The organism is Craurococcus roseus (genome assembly GCF_039523795.1).
Classification (GTDB): domain Bacteria; phylum Pseudomonadota; class Alphaproteobacteria; order Acetobacterales; family Acetobacteraceae; genus Craurococcus; species Craurococcus roseus.
Genome location: NZ_BAAAFZ010000008.1, coordinates 139,456 through 160,802, shown reverse-complemented (window position 1 = coordinate 160,802; position 21,347 = coordinate 139,456). Strand labels below are relative to the sequence as shown.

At 73.4% G+C, this 21,347-nt stretch carries 18 protein-coding genes; 8 read left to right on the top strand and 10 right to left on the bottom strand.

Annotated elements, in window-relative coordinates; all coding sequences use genetic code 11:
• Position 1 precedes the first annotated feature (1 nt).
• From ABD067_RS03685 to ABD067_RS03645, 9 genes are all read right to left on the bottom strand, one after another.
• Positions 2-1,243: a glycosyltransferase family 4 protein gene (locus ABD067_RS03685; RefSeq protein WP_343893807.1), complete on the bottom strand. Its 1,242-nt coding sequence runs from the start codon at positions 1,241-1,243 to the stop codon at positions 2-4.
• On the bottom strand, positions 1,240-2,070 hold the full coding sequence (locus ABD067_RS03680; protein WP_343893806.1) for a sugar phosphate isomerase/epimerase family protein: 831 nt from the start codon (positions 2,068-2,070) through the stop codon (positions 1,240-1,242). Before ABD067_RS03680 ends, ABD067_RS03685 begins: the two co-directional genes overlap by 4 nt.
• 2 nt (positions 2,071-2,072) lie before the next feature.
• On the bottom strand, positions 2,073-3,557 hold the full coding sequence (locus ABD067_RS03675) for a YcaO-like family protein (protein WP_343893804.1): 1,485 nt from the start codon (positions 3,555-3,557) through the stop codon (positions 2,073-2,075).
• Positions 3,554-4,399, bottom strand: coding sequence for an MBL fold metallo-hydrolase (locus ABD067_RS03670; RefSeq protein ID WP_343893803.1), 846 nt, complete (start codon positions 4,397-4,399; stop codon positions 3,554-3,556). Before ABD067_RS03670 ends, ABD067_RS03675 begins: the two co-directional genes overlap by 4 nt.
• The gene (locus ABD067_RS03665; protein ID WP_343893802.1) at positions 4,390-5,394 is read right to left on the bottom strand and encodes a Gfo/Idh/MocA family protein; all 1,005 of its coding nucleotides are present in this window, start codon (positions 5,392-5,394) and stop codon (positions 4,390-4,392) included. Before ABD067_RS03665 ends, ABD067_RS03670 begins: the two co-directional genes overlap by 10 nt.
• Positions 5,394-6,515: a methyltransferase domain-containing protein gene (locus ABD067_RS03660; RefSeq protein ID WP_343893801.1), complete on the bottom strand. Its 1,122-nt coding sequence runs from the start codon at positions 6,513-6,515 to the stop codon at positions 5,394-5,396. The genes ABD067_RS03665 and ABD067_RS03660 overlap by 1 nt, the downstream gene beginning before the upstream one ends.
• Positions 6,512-7,444 (bottom strand): HD domain-containing protein, encoded by a 933-nt coding sequence (locus ABD067_RS03655; protein ID WP_343893800.1) that lies wholly within the window; start codon positions 7,442-7,444, stop codon positions 6,512-6,514. Before ABD067_RS03655 ends, ABD067_RS03660 begins: the two co-directional genes overlap by 4 nt.
• Positions 7,441-8,631: an inositol-3-phosphate synthase gene (locus ABD067_RS03650; RefSeq protein WP_343893799.1), complete on the bottom strand. Its 1,191-nt coding sequence runs from the start codon at positions 8,629-8,631 to the stop codon at positions 7,441-7,443. The genes ABD067_RS03655 and ABD067_RS03650 overlap by 4 nt, the downstream gene beginning before the upstream one ends.
• Before the next feature lie 113 nt (positions 8,632-8,744).
• Positions 8,745-9,710: a DMT family transporter gene (locus ABD067_RS03645; protein ID WP_343893798.1), complete on the bottom strand. Its 966-nt coding sequence runs from the start codon at positions 9,708-9,710 to the stop codon at positions 8,745-8,747.
• Between the two features lie 240 nt (positions 9,711-9,950).
• Between ABD067_RS03645 and ABD067_RS03640 the strand changes: the two genes are divergently transcribed.
• The 8 genes from ABD067_RS03640 to ABD067_RS03605 all read left to right on the top strand — a co-directional run bounded on the left by ABD067_RS03640 (position 9,951) and on the right by ABD067_RS03605 (position 20,230).
• Positions 9,951-12,341, top strand: a complete 2,391-nt coding sequence (locus ABD067_RS03640; RefSeq protein WP_343894175.1) for a helicase-related protein — start codon at positions 9,951-9,953, stop codon at positions 12,339-12,341.
• Between the two features lie 19 nt (positions 12,342-12,360).
• On the top strand, positions 12,361-14,133 hold the full coding sequence (locus tag ABD067_RS03635) for a DEAD/DEAH box helicase (protein ID WP_343893797.1): 1,773 nt from the start codon (positions 12,361-12,363) through the stop codon (positions 14,131-14,133).
• 384 nt (positions 14,134-14,517) lie between these two features.
• The gene (locus ABD067_RS03630) at positions 14,518-16,536 is read left to right on the top strand and encodes a carbohydrate-binding domain-containing protein (RefSeq protein WP_343893796.1); all 2,019 of its coding nucleotides are present in this window, start codon (positions 14,518-14,520) and stop codon (positions 16,534-16,536) included.
• 262 nt (positions 16,537-16,798) lie between these two features.
• Positions 16,799-17,680, top strand: coding sequence for a flagellin (locus tag ABD067_RS03625; RefSeq protein ID WP_343893794.1), 882 nt, complete (start codon positions 16,799-16,801; stop codon positions 17,678-17,680).
• Between the two features lie 113 nt (positions 17,681-17,793).
• On the top strand, positions 17,794-18,141 hold the full coding sequence (locus ABD067_RS03620; RefSeq protein WP_343893793.1) for a flagellar biosynthesis regulator FlaF: 348 nt from the start codon (positions 17,794-17,796) through the stop codon (positions 18,139-18,141).
• Positions 18,142-18,305: 164 nt separating this feature from the next.
• A complete protein-coding gene (locus tag ABD067_RS03615; protein WP_343893792.1) occupies positions 18,306-18,548 on the top strand; it encodes a hypothetical protein in 243 nt (80 codons plus the stop codon).
• 261 nt (positions 18,549-18,809) lie between these two features.
• Positions 18,810-19,265, top strand: coding sequence for a Fur family transcriptional regulator (locus tag ABD067_RS03610; RefSeq protein WP_343894174.1), 456 nt, complete (start codon positions 18,810-18,812; stop codon positions 19,263-19,265).
• Positions 19,266-19,408: 143 nt separating this feature from the next.
• Positions 19,409-20,230, top strand: a complete 822-nt coding sequence (locus ABD067_RS03605; protein WP_343893791.1) for a glucose 1-dehydrogenase — start codon at positions 19,409-19,411, stop codon at positions 20,228-20,230.
• 15 nt (positions 20,231-20,245) lie between these two features.
• Here the strand turns inward: ABD067_RS03605 and ABD067_RS03600 are convergent, their stop codons facing one another.
• A complete protein-coding gene (locus ABD067_RS03600) occupies positions 20,246-21,343 on the bottom strand; it encodes a dienelactone hydrolase family protein (RefSeq protein WP_343893790.1) in 1,098 nt (365 codons plus the stop codon).
• Between the last annotated feature and the right edge of the window lie 4 nt (positions 21,344-21,347).

The window sequence follows — 21,347 nt, the reverse complement described above, 5'->3', positions numbered from 1 at the left end:
TCTAGAGCAGGTGCGGCGCGGCGCGGAAGCGGCAGGAGGAGTCGACGGGCAGCACGGGGTCGAAGCCGGTGTCGGGCCGCGCGCCGCGGAGGGAGGCGTAGACGCCCATGATCCGGTCCGCGACGGCTTCCCAGGAGTAGACGCGGCGGCACTCCTCCAGCGCGGATTCCGCCAAGCGGCGGCGCAGGGCGGCGTCGGCGCAGACGCGGCGGAGGGCGGCGGCGAGGGCGGGCACGTCGCCCGGCTCCACCATGAGGCCGTTCTCGCCGTCGCGCAGGCAGTCCATCACGCCCACCGCGCGGCAGGAGACGACGGGGAGGCCGCTCGCCATCGCTTCCAGTATGGTGTTGGAGAAGCCCTCGGCGTAGGTGGGCGACACGAACACGTCGCCGCCGTGGTAGACGGCGGGGGCGGCGTCGTAGTCGGCGTAGCCGGTGAAGCGGACGGGCAGGTCGAGGCGGTCGGCGGCTTCGCGGCTCGCGTCGTAGTCCGGGCCAATGCCGGAGACCGTGGCGTCGAAGCGTACGCCTTCGGCGCGGATCAGCGCCAGGGCTTCGAGAAAGTCGAGCGCGCCTTTCCGGCGGTCCACGCGGCCGTGGTAGAGCAGCCGCACCGGGTCGGCGGCGGCGCCGGGTTTCCAGCCGGGGGCGGGCCGGAAGCGCTCCACCTCCACCGCGCCGGGGACGATGGTGAAGCGTTCGCGCGCCACGCCCAGGCGCTCCACCACTTCCCCCGCGAAGCTCTCGCAGCCGATCAGCAGGGCGTCCGCGTGGTTCAGGACGCGCAGCATCGCCTCGCGGTGGGTGGCGCAGCAGCTCCCGACCCAGTGGCCGTCGCCGCCCTGGATGGAGACCAAGGCGGGGATGCCGAGCTCGCGCGCGGCCAGCAGCACGGCCCAGCCGTTCGGGTAGCCGTACTGGGCGTGGAGGACGTCGAAGGGCTCCTCGCGGTGCTCGGCGAGGATCGCGGAGAGCATGTCGTCCACGTCGCGCTCGAAGTCGGCGCCGCCGGCCTCCGCGAAGCGCTCCTCGCCGAGCGAGCGGCGGCCGATCACCTTGACGCCGGGCACGGGCGGGGGCGGGCCGCCGCCGTAGACGCGCGTGCCGGCTTTGTCGCCACGGTACTGGCTGACCATGGTGACGTCGTGGCCGGCGGCGACCAAGTGGCGCAGGAGGTTTTGGGCGTAGACGCTCATCCCGCTGATGGCGGGGAAGAAGCGGCGGGAGCAGAACAGGACCCTCACGCGCGGCACTCCCGTAGCCAGGCGAGGGAGCGCGGCACCATCGTGTCGGCGCGGTGGCTCTCGCGGGACAGCTCGACGCAGACCAGGCCGGGGAAGCCCACGGCTTCCAGCGCGTCCAGGCAGGCGGGGATGTCCATGTCGCCTTCGCCGAAGGGCAGGTGCGTGTGGTCGCCGCGGCGCATGTCCTCGATGGCGACGGTGCCGAGGCTCGCCTTGAACTCGCGGACCGCGGCGGGCGGCTCGCGCTCGCCGGTGACGAGGCAGTGGCCGAGGTCGAGCGCCAGGGTCAGAGTCGGCAGGTCGCGCGACAGGTCGATCCAGTCGTCCAGCGTTTCCACCAGCATGCCCGGCTCCGGCTCCAAGGCCGCCGCGACCCCGCGCCGCTCGGCGTGTTCGAGCACCCGCGCGACGCCCTCGCGGAGCCACGCCGCGGCGATGCCGCGGTCCACGCCGGGCTTCGGCACGCCGGCCCAGAAGGAGACGGCCTCCGCGCCGAGCATGGCGCCGATGTCCACGGCGCGCTGGAGGAAGGCGACGCGCCGCGCGCGGCCTTCGGGGCTCGCGGTCAGCAGGGTCGGCTCGTGCTTCTGGCGCGGGTCGAGCAGGAAGCGCGCGCCGGTCTCGATGACCGAACCGAGGCGACGGGCCGAAAGGTCGCAGGCCAGCGCCTCCGTGCGCCGCTCCCAGCCTTCTTCCATCGGGCCGAGGTGGTGGTGGTCGAGCGTGACGGCGACGCCGTCGTAGCCCGCGTCCGCGATCAGGGCGATGGCGTCGCCCAGGCGGTGGTTCGCCGCGCCGTTGGTGTTGTAGGCGTAGCGCAGCGCCACGGTCAGGCGGCCCCGCGCCGCTGCGCCAGCAGGAGCTGGGCGGAGAAGGGGCCGCTCTCGCGGTACAGCGGGTAGACGTGGCCGACCATGCGGTCCACGGCGGCCACGTCGAGCCAGGCCGGGCCGCCGCACTTCGCCTCGTCCTCCGGGCGCAAGGGCACGCGCTTGGCGCCCTCGTGCGGGCCGTCGAGGAGCAGCGGGTCGTTGCGCTCGCGCAGGCGGCGCACGCCGCGCCAGCCGATGCGGTGGTAGCTCATGGTCTCGGCTTCGAGGCCGGGCACGATCGTCTTCACCACCTTGACCGGCGAGTCCGGTGGCGAGACGTCCACCCAGATGACTTCTAGGCCTTCGGCGGCGAGGCGGTCCGTGAGCAGCTTCAGGCGGGCTCCCGAGTCGGCGACCGGCCCCGGCCCGGTGTCCGGCAGGCTGGAGAAGGGCACCCGACGCTGCTCGGAGAACACCGTCGGGGCCAAGCGGCGGCGCAGTTCGTCGGCGTCCTGCGCGACCCACTCGGCCATCGCTTCGAGGGCGCGGTTCTCCTCTTCCTCGATGACGGCGACGGAGATCTGCTTGTCCACGTACTCGGGCGCCATGACCTTGCGCACCTCGTCGATCGGGCCGTGCGTCGCGGCCTTGCGGGAGCGCGAGCCGCAGAACTCCAGCAGGGCCTTGCGCAGCGCGCGGGCGCGGTCGGGGTGCGACGCTTCGCCGCAGGAGGTGATCTGGATGGGCGCGTGCGGGTTGCCGGTGTCGTCGCCCACGACGTAGAGGTTCGTCAGGCCGAAATCGGTGCAGGCCAGCTTGACCTTCACCTCGATGCCCAAGGACCGGAGCCTGTCGAGCAGCCCGGCGACGGCGGGCTCCGGCTCGGTGTCTAGGTCGATCGCCACGCCCTGGTCGAGCGCGCGGTAGGTGACGACGTTGCCGTCGCGCTGCAGCAGCTCCATCAGGCCGTGCGCGATGGCGTGCGGCAGGTCGAAGCCGGCGCCGAGTCCGTTGGTGATCGGCATGATGAGCTTCGCCTGCTCGCCGCGGAGCTGGTAGGGGTAGGCGGCGACCCACTCGCGCGGCACCAGCACCGCCTCGCCGGATGGCCAGCGCCGGGCCTCCACCCAGGATAGCGGCATGTCCGGCGTGTACGGGCTGCCGGCGGAGAGGCAGAGGGTCAGCGGGTCCACCGCCGCACGCTCGCCGCGGGTGCGGACGAGTTCGGCGTGGCTGGCGACCACGCGCGGCGCCTGCGCGAGCCACTTGCCGACGTGGACCTCCTCGCACAGCTCGCCCAGCGCGCCGACCCGGGCCTCGACGTCGGTGAAGCCGTAGCCGTAGCCGGTAGTGGCGGGCTCGCCGGGGAGGATGAGGTTGGCTTGCACCACCGGGATGCCGATGCGGTCGAGCCCGTCGATGCGGAAGTACGTCACCTCGGAATCGGTGGGCATGGTGGCGCGGAAGGCGTCGGCCACCGCTTGCAGGTCTGTGGTGCTCAAGCGGAGGCCCTTTCGCGCAATTCGCCCATCGGTATGTGCCGCACCCCGGGCGGGCCGCTCACGGCGTCGTCCAGCACGGCCAGGGCGATCTCGGTGGTGACGCCGGGCGCGTATTCGAAGGGGGTGCAGACGGTGTCGAAGTCGAGCGGGGCGATGACGCCCCGGTACTTCTCGACCTCCTTCGGGGTGAGGGGGATGGACTTGTGGAACGCCTTGTGGGTGGAGACGGCGAGGTTCTCGCCGCGCTCGTCCTGGTCCACTTTGAAGGCGTCGCCGCAGAACAGGGTGCGGCGCTTCTCGTCGTACAGCACCGCCTGGCCCTCGTAGTGGCCGCCGACGTGGTGGAGCGTGAGGCCCGGGCGGAGCTGGAGCGCGTCGTCGTAGGGCCAGGTGACGCGGAAGGCCTTCGTCATGCGGAGGTCTTCCTTCTGGATCGCCAGCACCTCCGGCTGGAACACGTCCTGCAACTGCCAGAGCGCGCCGTAGCCGTGGACGTGGGAGGAGGCGAGGATGCGGATGCCGCCGAGGCGCTCGATCTCGGCCAGCATGTCGTCGGTGTAGAAGGGCGCCGCCTCGAAAGCGACGTTGCCGTCCTCGTGCAGCAGCAGCCAGCCGGTGCCGTTCAGGCCGAAGGGCGGCGAGGTGGAGAAGGCCACCATGTCGCGTTCCAGGCGCCGCCAACTGCCCTTGAGCATCCGGCGCACCTCCTCGGCCGGGCGGAAGTGCCAACCGTCGTGCGGAAGGTCGTTGCGCGTGTCGGTGCAGACCGGGCAATCCGGCGGCGGGGCGAAGTATTTTTGCCAGTGCCCGCAGTTGGAGCAGGCGTAGGGCTTCAGCGGCATGGGGGCGTGGTCCCGTAGGCGCGGTCCAGCAGGCGCATGAGGCCGAGGTCGCGCTCGATGTCGAAGGGCGAGCGGTCGCCGCCGGCGACGGCGCGTCCGAAGGCGGCCATCTGCCGGGCGAAGGGCGAGGCGAGGGGGTCGGGCACGGCGAGGGGTTGCCTGTCGCCGGTGGCGCCGTCGATGAAGAAGACGGTGCCGCCCGGGGTCTGGCCCATGGTGTTCAGCGCGACCAACTGGCCGCGCGTGCCGAGCACCTCCAGCCGCCGGCGCGGCAGCCCCTCCGGGCAGTTGTACGAGACGTGCATCTGCGCCAGCACGCCGCCGGCGGTGCGGCCGATCAGCACGGCGCCGTCGTCCACGCTGTAGTCCTGCACCCGCGCTTGGGTCAGCGCCGCGATGTCGGACAGCGGCTCGCCGGTGAGGAAGTGGACCAGATCGAGGCCGTGCGGCGCGAGGTCCATCAGGGCGCCGCCGCCGGCCCGCGCCGGGTCGGCCCGCCAGTTGTCGGCCGTCCAGCAGGCGTCCACCCAGCAGCAGTAGGCGATGCGGACGGCGGTGATGCGGCCGAGCGTGCCGGCTTCGATGGCGTCGCGCATGGCGGCGTGGGCGGGGTGGTGGCGCTGGTCGAAGGCGGTGCCGTAGAGGACGCCGGCCCGCTCCACCGCCCGCGCCATCGCCTCGGCGTCGGCGAGCGTCGCCGCCATCGGCTTTTCGCAAAGGACCGGCTTCGACGCGGCGGCGGCGGCTTCGACGGCTTCGCGGTGCAGGTGGTTCGGCGTGGCGACGTAGATCGCGTCGAGGCCCGGCTGCGACAGCAGTTCCGGCAGCGCGGAGCAGGGCCGGGCGCCGAGCGAGGCGGCGGCGTCGCGCGCCGTGGGCGAGGGGTCTGACACCGCCGCGATACGGCCGCCCGATGCGAGGATGCCGGGGGCGGCGTAGTCGCGCGCCACCCAGCCGAAGCCGACGATGCCCCAGTTCACGCCGCGACCGTCCATCACCACCGCTCCGGGAGGTCCACCATCTCCCGCCGGAGCGCCCAGGCGGCGGTGGCCGCGCCGGCGGTGGCCCGCTCCGGGCAGTCGGTGCGGGCGGGGTAGGTGGCGTGCGGGCCGTACTCGCGGGCGTAGCGCTCTGAGGGCCAGGAGACGGTGCCGTCTTCGGCGTAGAGCGGGTTGCGGCGGAGGGCGGAGCCTTCGGGCGGCAGGGCGAGCCGGCCGGTGATGGGCCGCGCCGGCGCGAGGCCCGGGCCTTCAGCGAGGGAGAACGCCTCTACGCGCGCCAGGTCGTCCGGCGACGCGGCCTCGCGCGGGGCGCGGCGTTCGACCAGCGCCCGCGTCAGCTCCGCGTCTTCGTAGAGAGCGGCGTCCGGAAAAGCGTCCGTTAGCTCGGCCGCGGTCATGGCCGAGCCGGAGGACAGGTTCGGCCAATCGCGGTTGTGGACGTGGCTGATGGCGAGCACGCCCTTGCCCGGCGAGACGTGTTCGCGGAGCCGCGCCAGGATCGCGGGCTTGGGCTCCAGGAAATAGAAGGCATCGTGGCAGGCGACGAGGTCGTAGGCGCGCGGCGCGAGCGGCCAGGAGGCGCCGGCGTCGAAGCAGGCCAGCTCGGCCTCCGGCGCGACCCAGTGCCGCGCGACCCATAGCTTGGCGAACACCACGTCCGCGCCGGCCGCCCGCAGCCCGCGCCGCGACCACTCGCGCAGGTGGTGGCCGATGCCGCAGGCCAACTCGAAGGCCGTCGCCGGTTCGCGCCAGTGCGCCTCCACCAGCGCGAGGCCGGACAGGAAGGTCGGGTCCGACCAGCGGTGCGCGAAGTAGTCGGCGACCGGACCCCAAGAGAGCAGCCGCATCGCCTCGCGCAGCGTCAGGCCGGTGCCGCGGCGCACGAGTTCCCGCAGCGCGGCGGGGCCGGCGGTTTCGCCGCGCCACCACGCGTCCTGGTCCGCGAGGAGCAGCGCCAGCGCGCCTTCGCGGTCGCCGGCGTCCAAGCGGGCCAGCGCTTCGGCGGCCAGCGCCTCGCGCCCGTGGCGGAGGAAGGGGATGCCGTCCGCCACGGGCCAGCGGCGGCCGGCGTCGTCCACCACGGAATGCGGCGTGTCCGCGGCGAAGCCGATCACGGCAGCAGGCCCATCTCGGCCAGCACCGCGTCCTGGAAGCGCTTCACCGGGCCTTCGTGGACCAATGCCATGTCGCCGAGCACGAAATCCATGCTGGTCGAGGCGCCGCGCAGGTATTGCTCGATCTGGAGCACGCGGTCGAGCGTGTCGGCGGCGTGGAAGGCGCGGCCCTCGGGCGTTTCGGCGTCCGGCAGGATGCGCCGCGCGTCCTCGACGGCGGCCAGGAGCGGGCCTCCCAGCTCCGCCAGCGCTTGGCGCGTGGCTTCCGCGAAGGCCGGCTCCAGCGCCTGGCCGAGCAGCATCTCGCCGGTGAAGCCGGAGTCGGGCAGCAGCGCGTTGTGCAGGTGGTGCGCGAGGGAGGCCAGGAACACGGTGGGCGCGTCGGCGCCGTACACCGGCGCGAGCATCACGCCGTACACCGCCACCATCAGGCAGTGCTCGGCGTGGCTTTCCGGCGGCTCCAGCACGATGCGCGGCCGGTCGGGGCAGGTGGCGCCGGCACGCGGCTGCTCGGCGAGCCGTTGCACGAAGACGGGCGGCCGGCCCTCGCGTGCCGGCGCGTCCAGGGCAGCGGAGAGCTTCGCGCGCAAACCGCCGTCCAAGCCTTCCGCCACCGCAGCCAGCGCGCGCTGGCGGATCACCGAAACCTCCTCGGCGCCGATGCCGGCCTGCCGGAGCAAGGGCGGGTCGAGGTCGCCGAGGCGGTTCGCGGCCAGGGCGCCGGCCGTGGTCGCCATGGCCACGCGCGCCACGTCCTCACCGGCCACCAGCCTGGACCACGCCGACGCGAACAGCCTATCCGCGATCGACGCAGGGCGCCCCGCCGAACGGACGCGCTTGAGGTCGTTGATCTCCCGCAGCAGCGGCAGCAGGTAGGCCGGCGCCGCCCCAGGCGCGGGGGAGGCGCCGGCCGCAGCCGCCGCGCTCATTCCGCGTCCAGCCAATCCATCAGCATGCGTTCCTGCGCGTGGAACGCGTGCTCCGGCGCGTGGCCGTTGGACACCATCGGCGCCTTGAAGAAGAGGGAGAGCTGCTCCTGCGCGCCGCCGTGGCCGCGCTGCTGCGCGAGGTCCAGCAGACGCGCGATCTCCAGGTTCAGCGGCGCCGCCAGGATGCTGTCCTTGCAGAGGAAGTTGACCTTGATCTGCATCCGGTGGCCAAGGAAGCCGGTGACGTCGATGTTGTCCCAGGCTTCCTTGTCGTCGCCGCGCGGGCGGTAGTAGCGGATGTCAACGATGTGGTCCTCGACCGGGTAGCCGAGGATGCTGTCCAGCACGCTGCCCTTGGTGTCGAGCTTGGAGCGCAGGCTGTCCGGGTCTTCCAGCGCCTGGCCGTCGCGGTTGCCGAGGATGTTGGTGGAGAACCAGCCGTCCACGTGCAGCGCGCGCGAGCGGAACGCCGGCGCGAGCACCGTCTTCATCAGGGTCTGTCCGGTTTTGCCGTCCTTGCCCGCGACCGGCACGTTGCGGCGCTTGGCGAACTCCAGCAGCGCCGGCGCGTCCGCCGCGGTGGAGGGCGTGAAGTTGCCGTAGGGCACGCCGGCCTCGATGGCGGCATAGGCGTAGAGCATAGCCGGGCCGATGACCGGGTCGTCCGCGTCCATTGCCCGCTCGAAGGCGTCGAGCGAGGCGAGCGCGGGGCCGTTCGGCGGCGTGCGCTCGGTGGAGGCGAGGTTCAGCATGACCACGCCGTCAACGTCGTTGGCCGTCTCGAACCGCTTCAGGTCATCGATGATGGCGGCCACGGCGGCGCGGTGCCCGGAAGCCTCCCGCTTGTTGGCCCCGTCCACGTTGCGGCAGAAGGCGCCGCTGCCCACCGCCGGCCAGGGACGCAGCTCGGACAGCGCCGGCGAAACCTCGTCGAGCTGATTGTCGTTCAGCACGCGGTGCTGTGATGCCGCAGAGGCCAGGTCCGCACCGTTGAGGTCCCAGCCGCCGAAGACCAAGTCCTGGTATTGCGCCAAGCCCTGCACGGACACGCCTGCCAGAGGCAAGCCGTCGAGGCGGTTCCCGCCGCGCTTGAGCATCTCGACTCCGGCAGCGGCGGTGGTGGCGACTGCGCCCCCGATGCCGACGACCGCGACTCCCAGCTTGCGGCTGGCCCGCGCTACTTGCATGCAACTGGCTCGTTCGTTGTGGTCGCGCTCATGTCTGGCCGGATCGCGAACCCGCAAATCAACGACCTGAGAGGGTTGCCAATACGGAATGCTTGAAAGCCGGCCCGCGAGCGTCAGGGCGCGTGCCTGCCCCCGCGCGTCTGCGACCAGCCGATGAACAAGCCGGACAGCACGATCACAGCCGCCCCGGCCCAGGTCAAGGCGTCGGGCAGATCGCCGAACACGTACCACCCCACGGCCACCGATCCGAGGAGTTGAAAGTACTGGAACGGTGACACCACATTGGCCGGCGCGTGGCCGAGGGCGCGGGCGATGCAATAGTGGCCCAGCGCGCCGAGCACGCCCAGCGAGCAGAACAGCGCCACGTCGAAGAGGCTGCGCGGCGCTTCCCACACGAAGGGCAAGACCAGCAGGATGCCGAAGGCGCCGACCACGGAGCTGTAGACCGTTGAGGTTTCCGGCGGGTCGGCGGAGGCGATGATCCGGGTGAGGATCTGGTACAGGCCGTAGGACGTGGCGCTCGCCAGCACGAAGAGCGATGCCCAATGGAACACCGCGGTGCCGGGCCGGATCACCGTCAGCACGCCCGCGAAGCCGACGCCGAGCGCGAGCACGCGCGCGAGGGTGGTGCGCTCGCCCAGCATCGGCCAGGCGAGCAGGGCGACGATCAAGGGCGCCGTCATGCTGATCGCGGCGGCCTTGGCGATCGGGATGAAGGTGACGGCGAAGAAGAAGCAGAGGTTGGACAGGAACAGCGTCGCCGAGCGCGCGAGCTGCAAGGCCGGGCGCCGCGTCCGCAGCAGGCCGAGGCCGTGCCGGGGCAGGAAGGCGGCCAGCATGAAGACCACGTGTCCGAAGGCCCGTGCCCAGGAGACCTGCAAGGATGAGTAATCGGCGCCGAGGGTCTTGGCCGCGCCGTTCATCATCGGGAACAGAAGCCCGGCCAGGCAGACGAACAGGATGCCGAGCAGCGTGTCCTGGGCCGGCGCCCGCCACGCCGCGGCGGAAGCGGCGGGCTCTTCGCCGCCGGGCGGTTGTGGTCGCGGAACGTCGGCCGGCGCCCGGCCTTCCGGGCTCAACGGCCCATCCCGAGGGACTCGGCAGCCATGCCGCAGGATGCGGCCCGGCCTGGGCGGTGGCAATCCGCCGGGCGGACGCCCATATGGACCAGAGACGCGGAACCGTGGCCGAGCCCGTTCCGTTGCTGCAACCGGACATCCTGCCGCGCCCCGCCCCCAGGCCCAGTTCCCGATGCGCCTGGGCCGGGTCCCGGCCGGCTCGGCGCGCGGGCGCCGTGGAGTACGACATTGGACGATGCGATGGGCGCCCCCGGCGCCACGGCCGAGGCCGCCGCGGCGGTTTCTGCGGGATGGTCCGCCGCCGAGGCCGCCATAGAAGGCGCCGGCGTGGACGCGGCTCCGCTCGAAAGGCCCAAGCTGCTGCGCTTGGTTGAGCGGCGGATGCCGGCCGACGCGGCCGCGGTGCGCGCGGCTTTGTGCGACGTCCGCCGCCGGGGCTGGGCCGCCGCGATGATGGAGATGGCGCGTGCCGCCGGGCGCGTCTGGGTCCGGCACGGCGACGCCAGGAGCGCGGCCGCGGCCCTCGCCGACCCCGAGCCGACGGAGGCGGCGCTGCTCGCTGTGCTGGATGCCGCTGTCCGGCAGCGCCTGCGCCGCGCCGGCGACGGCGAAGCCGGGGCCGCGCTGGCCGCGGTCGCGGAGGGCCTTTCCGAAGACGGCGGCGCCCTGTCGGCGGAGCAGAGCGGCGCGTTGGCGCGGGAGATCGCGGCGGCGCACGGCCTGGACGAAGACGCGGCCGCCGCCTTCGCCGCCGCAGCGGAGCGCGAGCAGAGGCGCAGGCGGGACGCGGCGCGGGGGGGCGGNNNGCGGGACGCGGCGCGGGAGGCCGCCGCGGCCGCCCGCGCGCGCCGCCGCGAGGAGGTCCAGCGCCTCCGCGCCTGGGAAAAGAGCTTGGTCGAGGAGGGGGACCTCCCCCGGCTGCTCGCCTGCACCGAGGCCGAAGCCCGCCGTTGGGCGAAGGCCGGCCTGGTGCCGGCCGCGCGGCGCGTGCCGGGCCGCGGCGGCGGGCGCTCCCAGTTCGATCCTGCGGAGGTCGCGCGTCTGCGCGGCGAGGTGGCGGGTTGGCGCGAGGCCGAGCAAAGGCGGGCGCCCGACGGGCGCCACGCGCCGCCGCAGCTCCCCCGCGGCGCGGCGGCGCGCGGCGCCAATGCCGCCGTGGCGCGGGCCGCGGCGCTCGACCGCTACGCCGCCCACTTCGCCACGGCGCGGGCCTTGGACCGGCGCGTCACCCTCGTCACCGGCCCCACCAACTCCGGCAAGAGCCACACGGCGCTGGACGCGCTGGCGGCGTCCGACAGCGGGATGGCCCTCGCGCCGCTCCGCCTCCTGGCGCACGAGTTCCGGGAAGCGCTCGCCGCGCGCGGCGTCCCCGCCTCGCTCGTCACCGGGGAGGAGCGCGCGCCGGTCCCCGGCAGCCGCCACCTCGCCGCGACCGTGGAGATGTGCCCGTTCCGCTCGCCGGTGGACGTGGCGATGGTGGACGAGGCGCAGATGCTCGGCGACCGCGACCGCGGCGCCGCCTGGACCGCCGCCATCATGGGCGCGCCCGCGCGGCGGGTCTTCGTGCTCGGCGCGCCGGAGAGCGCCGCCACCGTCCGGCGCATCGCCCGGCTCTGCGGCGACCCGCTGGAGGAGGTTTCCCTGGAGCGCAAGGGGCCTCTGGTGGCGGCGCCGCGCCCGGTGCCGCTCGGCGACTTGCGGGCGGGCGACGCGCTGATCGCCTTTTCCCGCCGCGACGTGCTGGACCTCCGCGCCGAGCTGCTGCGCCGCGGCCGGCGCGTGGCGGTGGTGTACGGCGCGCTGAGCCCGGAGGTGCGGCGGGCCGAAGCGGCGCGGTTCCGCTCCGGCGAGGCGGAGATCCTCGTCGCCACGGACGCGGTCGGCATGGGGCTCAACCTGCCGATCCGCCGCGTGGTGTTCTCCACCCTGCGCAAGTTCGACGGCGAAGCGCGCCGCGAGCTGACGGCGCAGGAGGTGAAGCAGATCGGCGGCCGGGCCGGGCGCTACGGCCGCTTCGAGGAGGGCGTCGTGGCGGTGCTCGCCAGTGGCGGGCCGCCGCACGCGGTGGGCGCCCTGCTCGCGGCGCCGCCCGCCGCGCCGGAGGATCCGCGGCCGCTGGTGCAGCCGGACGCCGACATCGTCGCGGCCGTGGCGGCCGAGATCGGCTCCGACAGCCTGTTCGGCGTGCTCGCCCGCATCCGCCGCGCGGTGCTGCGGCGCGACGACCCGAACTACCGGCTGGCCGACCTCGGGCCGGCGATGGCGATCGCCTCCGCGGTGGACGGCGTGCCGGGCTTGCCGCTCGACGCCCGCTGGACCTACGCGATGTGCCCCGTGGACGTGCGCGACGGCGGCGTGCAGCGCTTGGCGCGCTGGGCGCTGGAGCACGGCCACGGCCACCCGGTGGCGCCGCCCGCGGCCGGCCGCCTGCCCGCGCCCGAGCGCGCCGCGCGTGAGGACCTGGAGCGGGCGGAAAAGGCGCAGAAGCGGCTGGTCGCCTGGCGCTGGCTGTCCCTGCGCTTCCCCGGCGCCTTTCCCGACCGCGCCGCCGCCGGGGGCGAAACCGAGCGCCTGAACCGCTGGATCGAAGACGTGCTGCGGCAGCAGCGCCGCGCCCGCTTGGCCGCCTAACGCGAAACTGGAACTACCGATGCCTTTCCCCGAACTCCCTCCGACCTTGCGGGCCGCCCTCGACGCGCGCGGCTACGCCGAACCGACGCCGGTGCAGTCCGCTGTGCTCGCCCCCGAGACGGCTGGGCGCGACCTCCTGGTGTCGGCGCAGACCGGCTCCGGCAAGACGGTCGCCTACGGCCTCGCCATGGCGCCGGACCTCATGGGCGACGGCGCCGCCGAGGGCCGGTTGCCGCCGGCCGGCCAGCCGCTCGCCCTGGTCATCGCGCCGACGCGCGAGCTGGCCTTGCAGGTGCGCGGCGAGCTGTCCTGGCTCTACGCGCCCGCCGGCGGCCGGGTGGCGAGCGTGGTCGGCGGCACCGACCCGGTCGCCGAGCGGCGCGCCTTGGCCGCCGGCACCCACGTCGTCGCCGGCACGCCGGGGCGCATGCGCGACCACATCGAGCGCGGCAACCTCAGCCCCGGTTCGGTGCGCGCGGTGGTGCTGGACGAGGCCGACGAGATGCTCGACATGGGCTTCCGCGAGGAGCTGGAGGCCATCCTCGACGCCTTGCCGGCCGAGCGGCGCACGCTGATGTTCTCCGCCACCGTGCCGCGGCCGATCGCGGCGCTGGCCAAGCGGTACCAGCGCGACGCGCTGCGCATCGAGGCCGCGGGCGAGGGCGCGCAGCACCGCGACATCGAGTACCGCGCCCTGCTGATCGCGCCGCACGAGACGGAGCGGGCGGTGGTGAACGCGCTGCGGTTCTTCGACGCGCCGCGGACGCTGGTGTTCTGCCGCACCCGCGCCGCCGTGGCGCGCCTGCACGGCAACTTGGCCGAACGGGGCTTCGCCGCCGTGGCGCTGTCCGGCGAGCTGACGCAGTCCGAGCGCAACCGCGCCCTGCACGGCCTGCGCGACGGCCGCGCCCGCGTCTGCGTGGCGACCGACGTGGCGGCGCGCGGCATCGACCTGCCCGACCTGGGCCTCGTGATCCACGCCGAACTGCCCACCGACCCGGAAACCCTGCTCCACCGTAGCGGCCGCACCGGCCGGGCGGGGCGCAAGGGGATCAGCGCCCTGCTCGTCGCGCACAACCGCCGCCGTCTGGCCGAGCGGCTGCTCGCGTCGGCCCGGGTCAAGGCGTCGTGGTCGCCGGCGCCCGGTGCGGACGACATCCGCGCCCGCGACGCCGAGCGGATCGCGGCGCAGGCGCGGGAGCTGGCCGGCGTCGAAGCGGAAGCGGAGGACCTCGAACTCGGCCGCGCCCTGCTGGCGGAGCGCCAGCCGGACGCGGTGGCCGCCGCGTTGGTGAAGCTCCTGCGGGCGCCGCTGCCGGCGCCGGAGGAACTGGCCGAGGTGTCGGAAAGGACGCCCAGGGCCGAGCGCGGCGGGGCCGAGCGCACCGCCGGGGCGCCGCCCGCGCGCGACGGCGCCGAACCCGGCGAGGGGACGTGGTTCCGCCTCAACCTCGGCCGCAACGGCAACGCCGACCCGCGCTGGCTGCTGCCCTTCCTTTGCCGCCGCGGGCACGTCACGCGCCAGGAGATCGGCCGCATCCGGGTGATGGAGCGCGAAACGCGCTTCGAGGTGGCGCCCTACGCCGCTTCGCGCTTCGCCGCCGCGGCGCGCCGCCCTTCCACGGACGAGGACGCGCACATCCGGATCGAGCCCGCGTTCCCGCCCGGCGGGTTGCAAGACGCGGGGCGGCGTCGGCCGTCGGTGCCCCGGCCGCACGCGGCGACCTACCGCGGCGGGCGCCCCCACCGCGACAGGGCGGCCGAGCCGGCCCGGCCGCGGCGCAAGGAATGAGGGCGGCGCGCGCCCGAACCGGGCGCGCGCCCCTCGGAATACAGGAACCTCCGCCGGTCCGGGCGGCGTGGCCCTCGCCGTCTGCCACGGCCGGCGGCGCGCGTCATGGGTGCTGTAACGTTATCGGAAAAGTTACGCAGCGGTTAGACGTTGCGGGACAGCGTGCGCGCTCCGCCACCGTCCTTGCGATCCACGCCCTCATCCATAAGGCCCAGGACGGAAGGTAAAACATTGCCCCGGCTTGTTTTGCTGCGTCGCCTTTAAGAAAACTCAAGATTGCGTGATGTTTAGGTGTTGAAGCCGTAGGTTGAATACGCCTAGTTTCGTTCCGACAGCGAAAATCAATCGTTCGCGAAATAGATCGAGCTCTCGGAAGGAAACATCATGTCGGGCACCATCTCCAACGCTTTCGATGTCGTCCTCCGGGACGATTTCTCCCAGGGCTATAAGACCGAGAACTGGGGCAACGCGTTCGACGGCGGCGTATACTGGAACGGCGCGTTCACCTGGAGCAACGACGACGTCTTCGTGCGCGACGGCACCATGCAGGTGACCGTCACCCGCCACGGCGACGGCTCCTGGACCACCGGCGGGTTCAACAGCTTCAAGGCCGGCAAGACCATCACCTACGGCCGCATCGAATTCGACGGGAAGGTCGAAGAGTCGCAAGGCACGATGGGCGTGTTCCTGACCTGGCCCAAGAGCGACCAGTGGCCCGTCGACGGCGAGATCGACATCCTGGAGACCCCCGGCCAGGACGTGATGCACACCACGCACTGGCAGGACGGCTCGGGCAACCACGTCTACGACAGCGTCCGCAACCAGTCCTACGACGAGACGCAGTGGAACCACTACGAGTTGCTGTGGCTGCCCGACTACATGGCCATCAAGGTCAACGGCGACGTCGTGGCCGAGTGGACCGACCCGGCCGCGATCCCCGACGTCGCGCACGGCATCGGCGCGATGGGCATGGTGGCGTCCAACGCCGACGGTTGGATGGGCGGCGCGCCCGACGCCTCCACGCCGGCCGTGACCACCACCTACATGGACAACATGGTGATGTCCCAGTGGGACGGCACGAAGATCGACATCGCCGCGTGGAAGCAGGGCGGCGGCGAGGAGCCGCCGGTCGTCGTGCCGCCCAAGCCGCCGGTGACGGCCACCGCCGGGACGGGTTCGGACAGCCTCGTGCTCAAGATCAGCCAGGACGCCTACCAGGGCGACGCGCGATACCAAGTGTTGGTGGACGGCAAGCAGGTGGGCGGCACCTTCACCGCCTCGGCGCTGAGGTCCTCCGGCCAGTCCGACACGCTGACGCTCAAGGGCGATTGGGCGGCCGGCGTCCACAAGGTGGAGGTGAAGTTCCTGAACGACGCCTGGGGAGGCACGGCCGCCACCGACCGCAACCTCTACGTCGACGGCGCCACCTACAACGGCGCCGCCGTTTCCGGGGCGGCGCAGTCCGTGATGAGCGACACCACCGCGGGCAGCTTCTCCTTCACCGAAGCGGCGCAACCGGCGCCCCAGAATCCACCCGTGCAGATCTCGGCCGGCAGCGGCCCGGACAGCCTGGTGCTGAAGGTGAGCCAGGACGCCTACCAGGGTGCGGCCGAGTACGCGGTGCTGGTGGACGGCGTGCAGGTCGGCGGCGCCTTCACGGCTTCGGCCCTGCACGGCTCCGGCCAGAGCGACACGCTGACGCTGAAGGGCGACTGGGCGGCGGGCGCGCACAAGGTCGAGGTGCGCTTCCTCAACGACGCCTGGGGCGGCAGCGCGGCGGCCGACCGCAACCTGTACGTCGACGCCGCCGCCTACAACGGCCAAGCGGTCGAGGGCGCGGCGCAGACGGTGTGGAGCGACTGGCAGCCCGGCGCCTTCTCCTTCACCGACGTGGCGACCACTGCCACGAACCTCTTCCTGCAAGGGACGTCCGGCGCCGACGCCCTGGCGGGCGGGGCCGGGGCGGACCGGCTGCGCGGCCTGGGGGGCAACGACGCGCTCTCGGGCGGGGGCGGCAACGACGCGCTGAACGGCGGCGCGGGCGCCGACAGGCTGGACGGCGGCGCCGGCAACGACTACCTGCTCGGCGGCGCCGGGGCGGACGTGCTCACCGGCGGCGCCGGCGGCGACCGCTTCGCCTTCCTGTCGGCGGGCGAGGGCGGCGACACCATCGCCGACTTCGGCCTCGCGGAGGGCGACCGCCTCGACCTGCGCGGCGTGTTCGCCGCCACCGGCCAGAACTACGCCAAGCTGGCGGCCGGCGGCTTCGCCAAGGCGAGCGCCGTGTCCGGCGGCGTGCTGGTCTCGGTGGACGCCGACGGCGGCGGCGACGGCTACGCCGCCCTGGTCACCCTGAAGGGCCTGACCCTCGCCAGCCTCGGGAACGACTTCCTGATCGCCTAGGCGGGACGCAAAGGGGCGGAACCGCACGCGCGGACTCCGCCCCCGACCCGCGGCGGCCCACCACCGTCCGGGCAAGTTCCGGGGCAGGACCTCCGCGCGAGCGGCGGCCTGCCCCGCAGTTGTTCCGGCCGGCGTCGCGCTTGCGCCTCCTGCGCGCGGGCGGGCCAGGTCGGGCAAGGCGTCTTAACCGCGCCTTCACCCAGCCGACCTAGGCTGCCGCCCTGGACCTGGATGACCCAGGCCGCAGAGACGGGGAAAACCCATGCCCTTGAACTCGGTGAACACCAACATCGGCGCCCAGGTGGCGCTGCAATCGCTCAACCGCACCAACGACGACATGGCGGTGACTCAGAAGCGCATTTCCACCGGCCTGCGCGTCGCCGACGCCAAGGACGACGGCGCCGCCTTCGCCGTGGCGCAAAAGGTCCGCGCCAACGTCGCCGGCCTCACCTCCGCCAACGAGCAACTCGGCAGCGCCAAGGGCGTCGTGGACACGACACTCAGCTCCTTGAACGCCATCTCCACCAAGATGGGCGACATCCAGAAGACCCTGGTGAAGCTGGCGGACGCCAAGGTCACGGGCGACGAGCGGACGGCCTACCAAGCGCAATTCCAGAAGCAGGTCGCGGAGGTGGACCGCTTCATCCTGGACTCGACCTACAACGGCTACTCGCTGCTGACCACCGCGGCGCAGACGGCGCAGCAGGGCAACATCACCACGGTCCGCAACGAGAGCGGCGGCACGTTCACCATCTCCGCCATCGCCAACGCTGACACCCTGACCTTCAGCACCGCGGCCGACCCAGCCACCGCGGTCGCGGCGCCCACCCAGGCCCAGGCCCAAGCCATGCTGGACGGCACCTCCACGGGTGCGGGCGCCCCCAAGAACTTCAAGGACGTGATGGCGGCGATCGGCACGGCGTTGAACCAACTCGGCAACGACAGCAACGCCGTGGACTCGCAGATCACCTACAACAAGTCGAAGATGGACGCGCTGGAAACCGGCCTCGGCGCCTTGGTGGACGCCGACCTGGCCAAGGAGAGCGCCCGGATGCAGGCGCTGCAAATCAAGCAGCAGCTCGGCACGCAGTCGCTCTCCATCGCCAACCAAGCGCCGCAGAGCCTCCTGAGCCTGTTCCGCTGACACGCGGCGGGCGGGCCGGCAGGATGCCGGCCGCTCCACCCCCGTCCGTCCCCGTTCCGCGTGCCCGTCGTCGCGTAGGGCGGCGGCCCCGCCGCTGCAAAGGCCACCTCCGCATGACGACGCCTTCCGCCAAGACCGCTGCCCAAGGAGCCGCCGCGTACCGGCGCCGCGTCACGCCCAAGCAGATGGAGGCCGAGGTCTTCGGCCGCGCCACGCGGGCCATCCGCGGCGCCGGGGCCGGAACGCCGATCGACCGGGCCCGCGCCTGCGCCGACAACCGGCGCTTGTGGAACGCCGTGTACGGGGCGGTGTCCGACCCCAGCAACGCGCTCGCCCCCGCCTTGCGCGCGCAGATCGCGGGCTTGGCCCTCACGGTGCTGCGCGAATGCGACGCGTCCGAACCCGATTTCGGCTTCTTGGCGGAGATCAACGAACAGACCGCCGCCGGCCTGTGGCGCTGAGCGCCCCTCCCGAAGGCCGGCCGCCCCGGTGCCAGTTCCGACCCGCTTATGACCGACCGGAAGCGGGGTTCCGTCCACGGTAACGGCGGCCTATGCTCCGCGACGCGCGGCGCCGGCCCCGGAAAGGCTCGGCCCCCGCCCGAACAAGGTCCGGGAGTTCGAGCTTGCCCCCTCGGGACGCGTCCGCCATCGCCCGCCGCTGCGAGCGGGCCGTGGTCACGGCATACCGTGAGTTGCGCTCGCACGGCGTAGGAGACCTCGCGGCGTTCAACGCTTGCGCGACGCTCTACCGCATCCACCACCCCGAGGCGCACCTCGGCGAGGCCCGCCGGCTCGCAGCGGAGTGGATCGACCACCACGTGATCCGGGGCGACACCGGCCCAACGCCGGGTTGCGACTGCGGGTGAGCGCGCCGGGGTGTCGTCGACGCTCGCGGCCCTGGAGACGGTAGAATGTCCAGAAGCGGGAGATTCGGCCTCAAATCGGCGGGGCGGGCCTTCCTGCCCGTCGGCGGGGCGGAGGGCGCGGGGCCGGAAGGCGGGGCGTCCGTCGATCGCCGCCGGGCGTCGTCGCCGCCCGGGGCGGGAGGCGCCGCCACGGCCCCGGCGGCGGCCGTGCCGGACGACGCGCTCCGCATCGAGCGGCTCTGCGCCGACCGCGGCCTCAAGATGACCGGCCAGCGGCGGCTGATCGCCCGCGTGCTGTCCGAAGCGCGCGACCACCCGGACGTGGAAGAGGTATACCGCCGGGCGCTGCTGCTGGACAGCAAGGTGTCCATCGCCACCGTGTACCGCACCGTGCGCCTGTTCGAGGAGCGCGGCATCCTGGAGCGGCACGACTTCGGCGGCGGGCGCGCCCGGTACGAGCCCGCCGAGCACGGGCACCACCACCATCTCATCGACGTGGACTCGGGGCAGGTGGTCGAGTTCGACTCGGAGGATTACGAACGCCTCGTGCGCGAGATCGCCGCCGGCCTCGGCTTCGAGTTGGTCGGGCACCGCATGGAGCTGTTCGGCCGCCGAGCCGCCGGCGCCGAGGCGGCGACCGGCCCGTCGTCGCCTGCATCCGGGCAGCAGGCGGTGCCGCGCTCCCGGAAGGCGCACGCCAAGGACCTGGACGCCTGAGGATCGCGCCGTGCCCCACCGCGGCGCGTCCGGGCGAATGACGGGAACCCCACCGGCCTAAGGGCGGTTCTTGCCAGATCGGCACCGGGACGGGCGCTGGGACCGCGCCCCTGCCCGGCCACCGCCACGATCCGAGGGGGCCCATGACAATGGCAAACGAGGGAAAGCTCCCGCTGGCCGGGCAGTCGGCGTTGGTCACCGGGGGCAGTTCCGGCATTGGCGCCGGCATCGTGGAGGCTTTCGCGGCGGCCGGTGCGATGGTGGCCATCAACTACCACGGGAGCCGCGACCAAGCCGAGGCGGCGGCCGGGCGGATCGAGGCCGCGGGCGGGCGGGCCTTCGCCGTCAAGGCCGACGTCGCCGAGGAAGAAGCGGTGGACGCCATGGTGGCGGAGATCGCGCGGCGCTTCGGGCGCCTCGACATCCTGGTCGCCAACGCCGGCCTGCAAAAGGACGCGGCCTTCGCCGAGATGACGCTGGCCGACTGGCGCCGCGTGATCGACGTGAACCTCACCGGCCAGTTCCTCTGCTGCCGCGCCGCGGTGCGGCGCTTCCTCGAACAGGAGGAGCGGCCGGACCTGTCGCGCGCCCGCGGCAAGGTGATCTGCGTCTCCTCCGTGCACGAGGTGATCCCCTGGGCCGGGCACGTGAACTACGCCGCGTCGAAGGGCGGCGTCATGCTGATGATGAAGAGCTTGGCGCAAGAGGTGGCGCCGCGCCGCGTCCGCGTGAACTCCATCGCGCCCGGCGCCATCCGCACGCCCATCAACCGCCCGGCCTGGGAGACGGAGGAGGCGCTCCGGAAGCTCCTCACGCTCATCCCGTACGGACGCATCGGCGAAACGGAGGACGTGGCGAAGGCGGCGGTGTGGCTGGCCTCCGACGAGAGCGACTACGTGACCGGCACCTCGCTCTTCGTTGACGGGGGTATGTGCCTCTACCCGGGCTTCGAAAACAACGGCTGATCCCGTCCGCCCCGCTCACCGAGCTGCGCCGCCGCGCGCCGCCGCGCCGCGGAACACGCTGTCGAGGAAGCGGCCGAGATCGCGGTTGGAGTGCGCCCGCACCGCCTCGTCGGCGCCGATGAGGTAGGGTCGGTCCTCGACGCAGGCGGCGAGGATGACGCGGCGCAGGATCGGCCCCGACATCGGCAGCCGCGTCCGCTCGTCGCGCACCGTCCCGTCGCGCTCCACCCGCAGCCGGCACGCGCCCAGCAGCCGGCCCACGGTGCGCCGCGGCAATCCGCCATCCCACTGGTGCAGGGCGCCGGGGTAGGAGATCACCTCCGTGCGCGAGCCGGCGCGGCGGAGTTCCTCGGCGAACTCGGCGCAGCGCTCCGGCACGATCAGCTCGTCCTCCTCGCCGTAGAGCATCAGCACCGGCGCGCCCGTGGTGCGCCTCTCCTCGAAGCGGGCGATGCAGGGGCCATAGGAGGCGGCGTGCGCCGCGAAGCGCTCGCCCCCGGGCGCGAGGCGCTCGGCCGCCGTGGCCCAGACCCCGTAGGTGGAGGCCATGGCGCCGTAGGAGAATCCGACCAGCGCCACGCGCCTGGGGTTGATCTCCGGCCGCTGCGACAGGAAGCGCAGCGCCGCGTAGGCGTCGGCGAGCGCCATGGTTTCGGTGATCTCCAGCAGCCGCTCGGTGAAACCCGCCGCGCGGTCGCGCCGGGCGCCGAACACGTCCACCACCAAGGCCGCGGCGCCCATCGCGGCGAGTTGCCGGCCGTAGAGGTGCTCGCGCGCTGGCAGGACGCCGCCGGCGCCATGCAGCATCACCACGGCCGGGACCGAACGCGGCGGCGCCGATCCACCGCTCCCCCTGCCGGTGCGAGGGAGGTACAGGTAGCCGAGCGCGGCGGTCGGCTCGGCCGACGGCCCGGCGTCCGCCGGCGTGAACGGGCTGCTGCTCGGGAAAGAGACCTCCTGCGCCGCGATCCCGGCCAACTCCGCCGCCGATGACGGCCAAGGGTCGCGCAAGGTCCAGGCCAGGGCACGCTCCGGTGCCAGCGCGCCCGCCGACACGGCGAGGGCGGCGCCGGCCAGAAGCCGGCGGAGCCGGCGTCCGATGGCGCTCACCATCCGC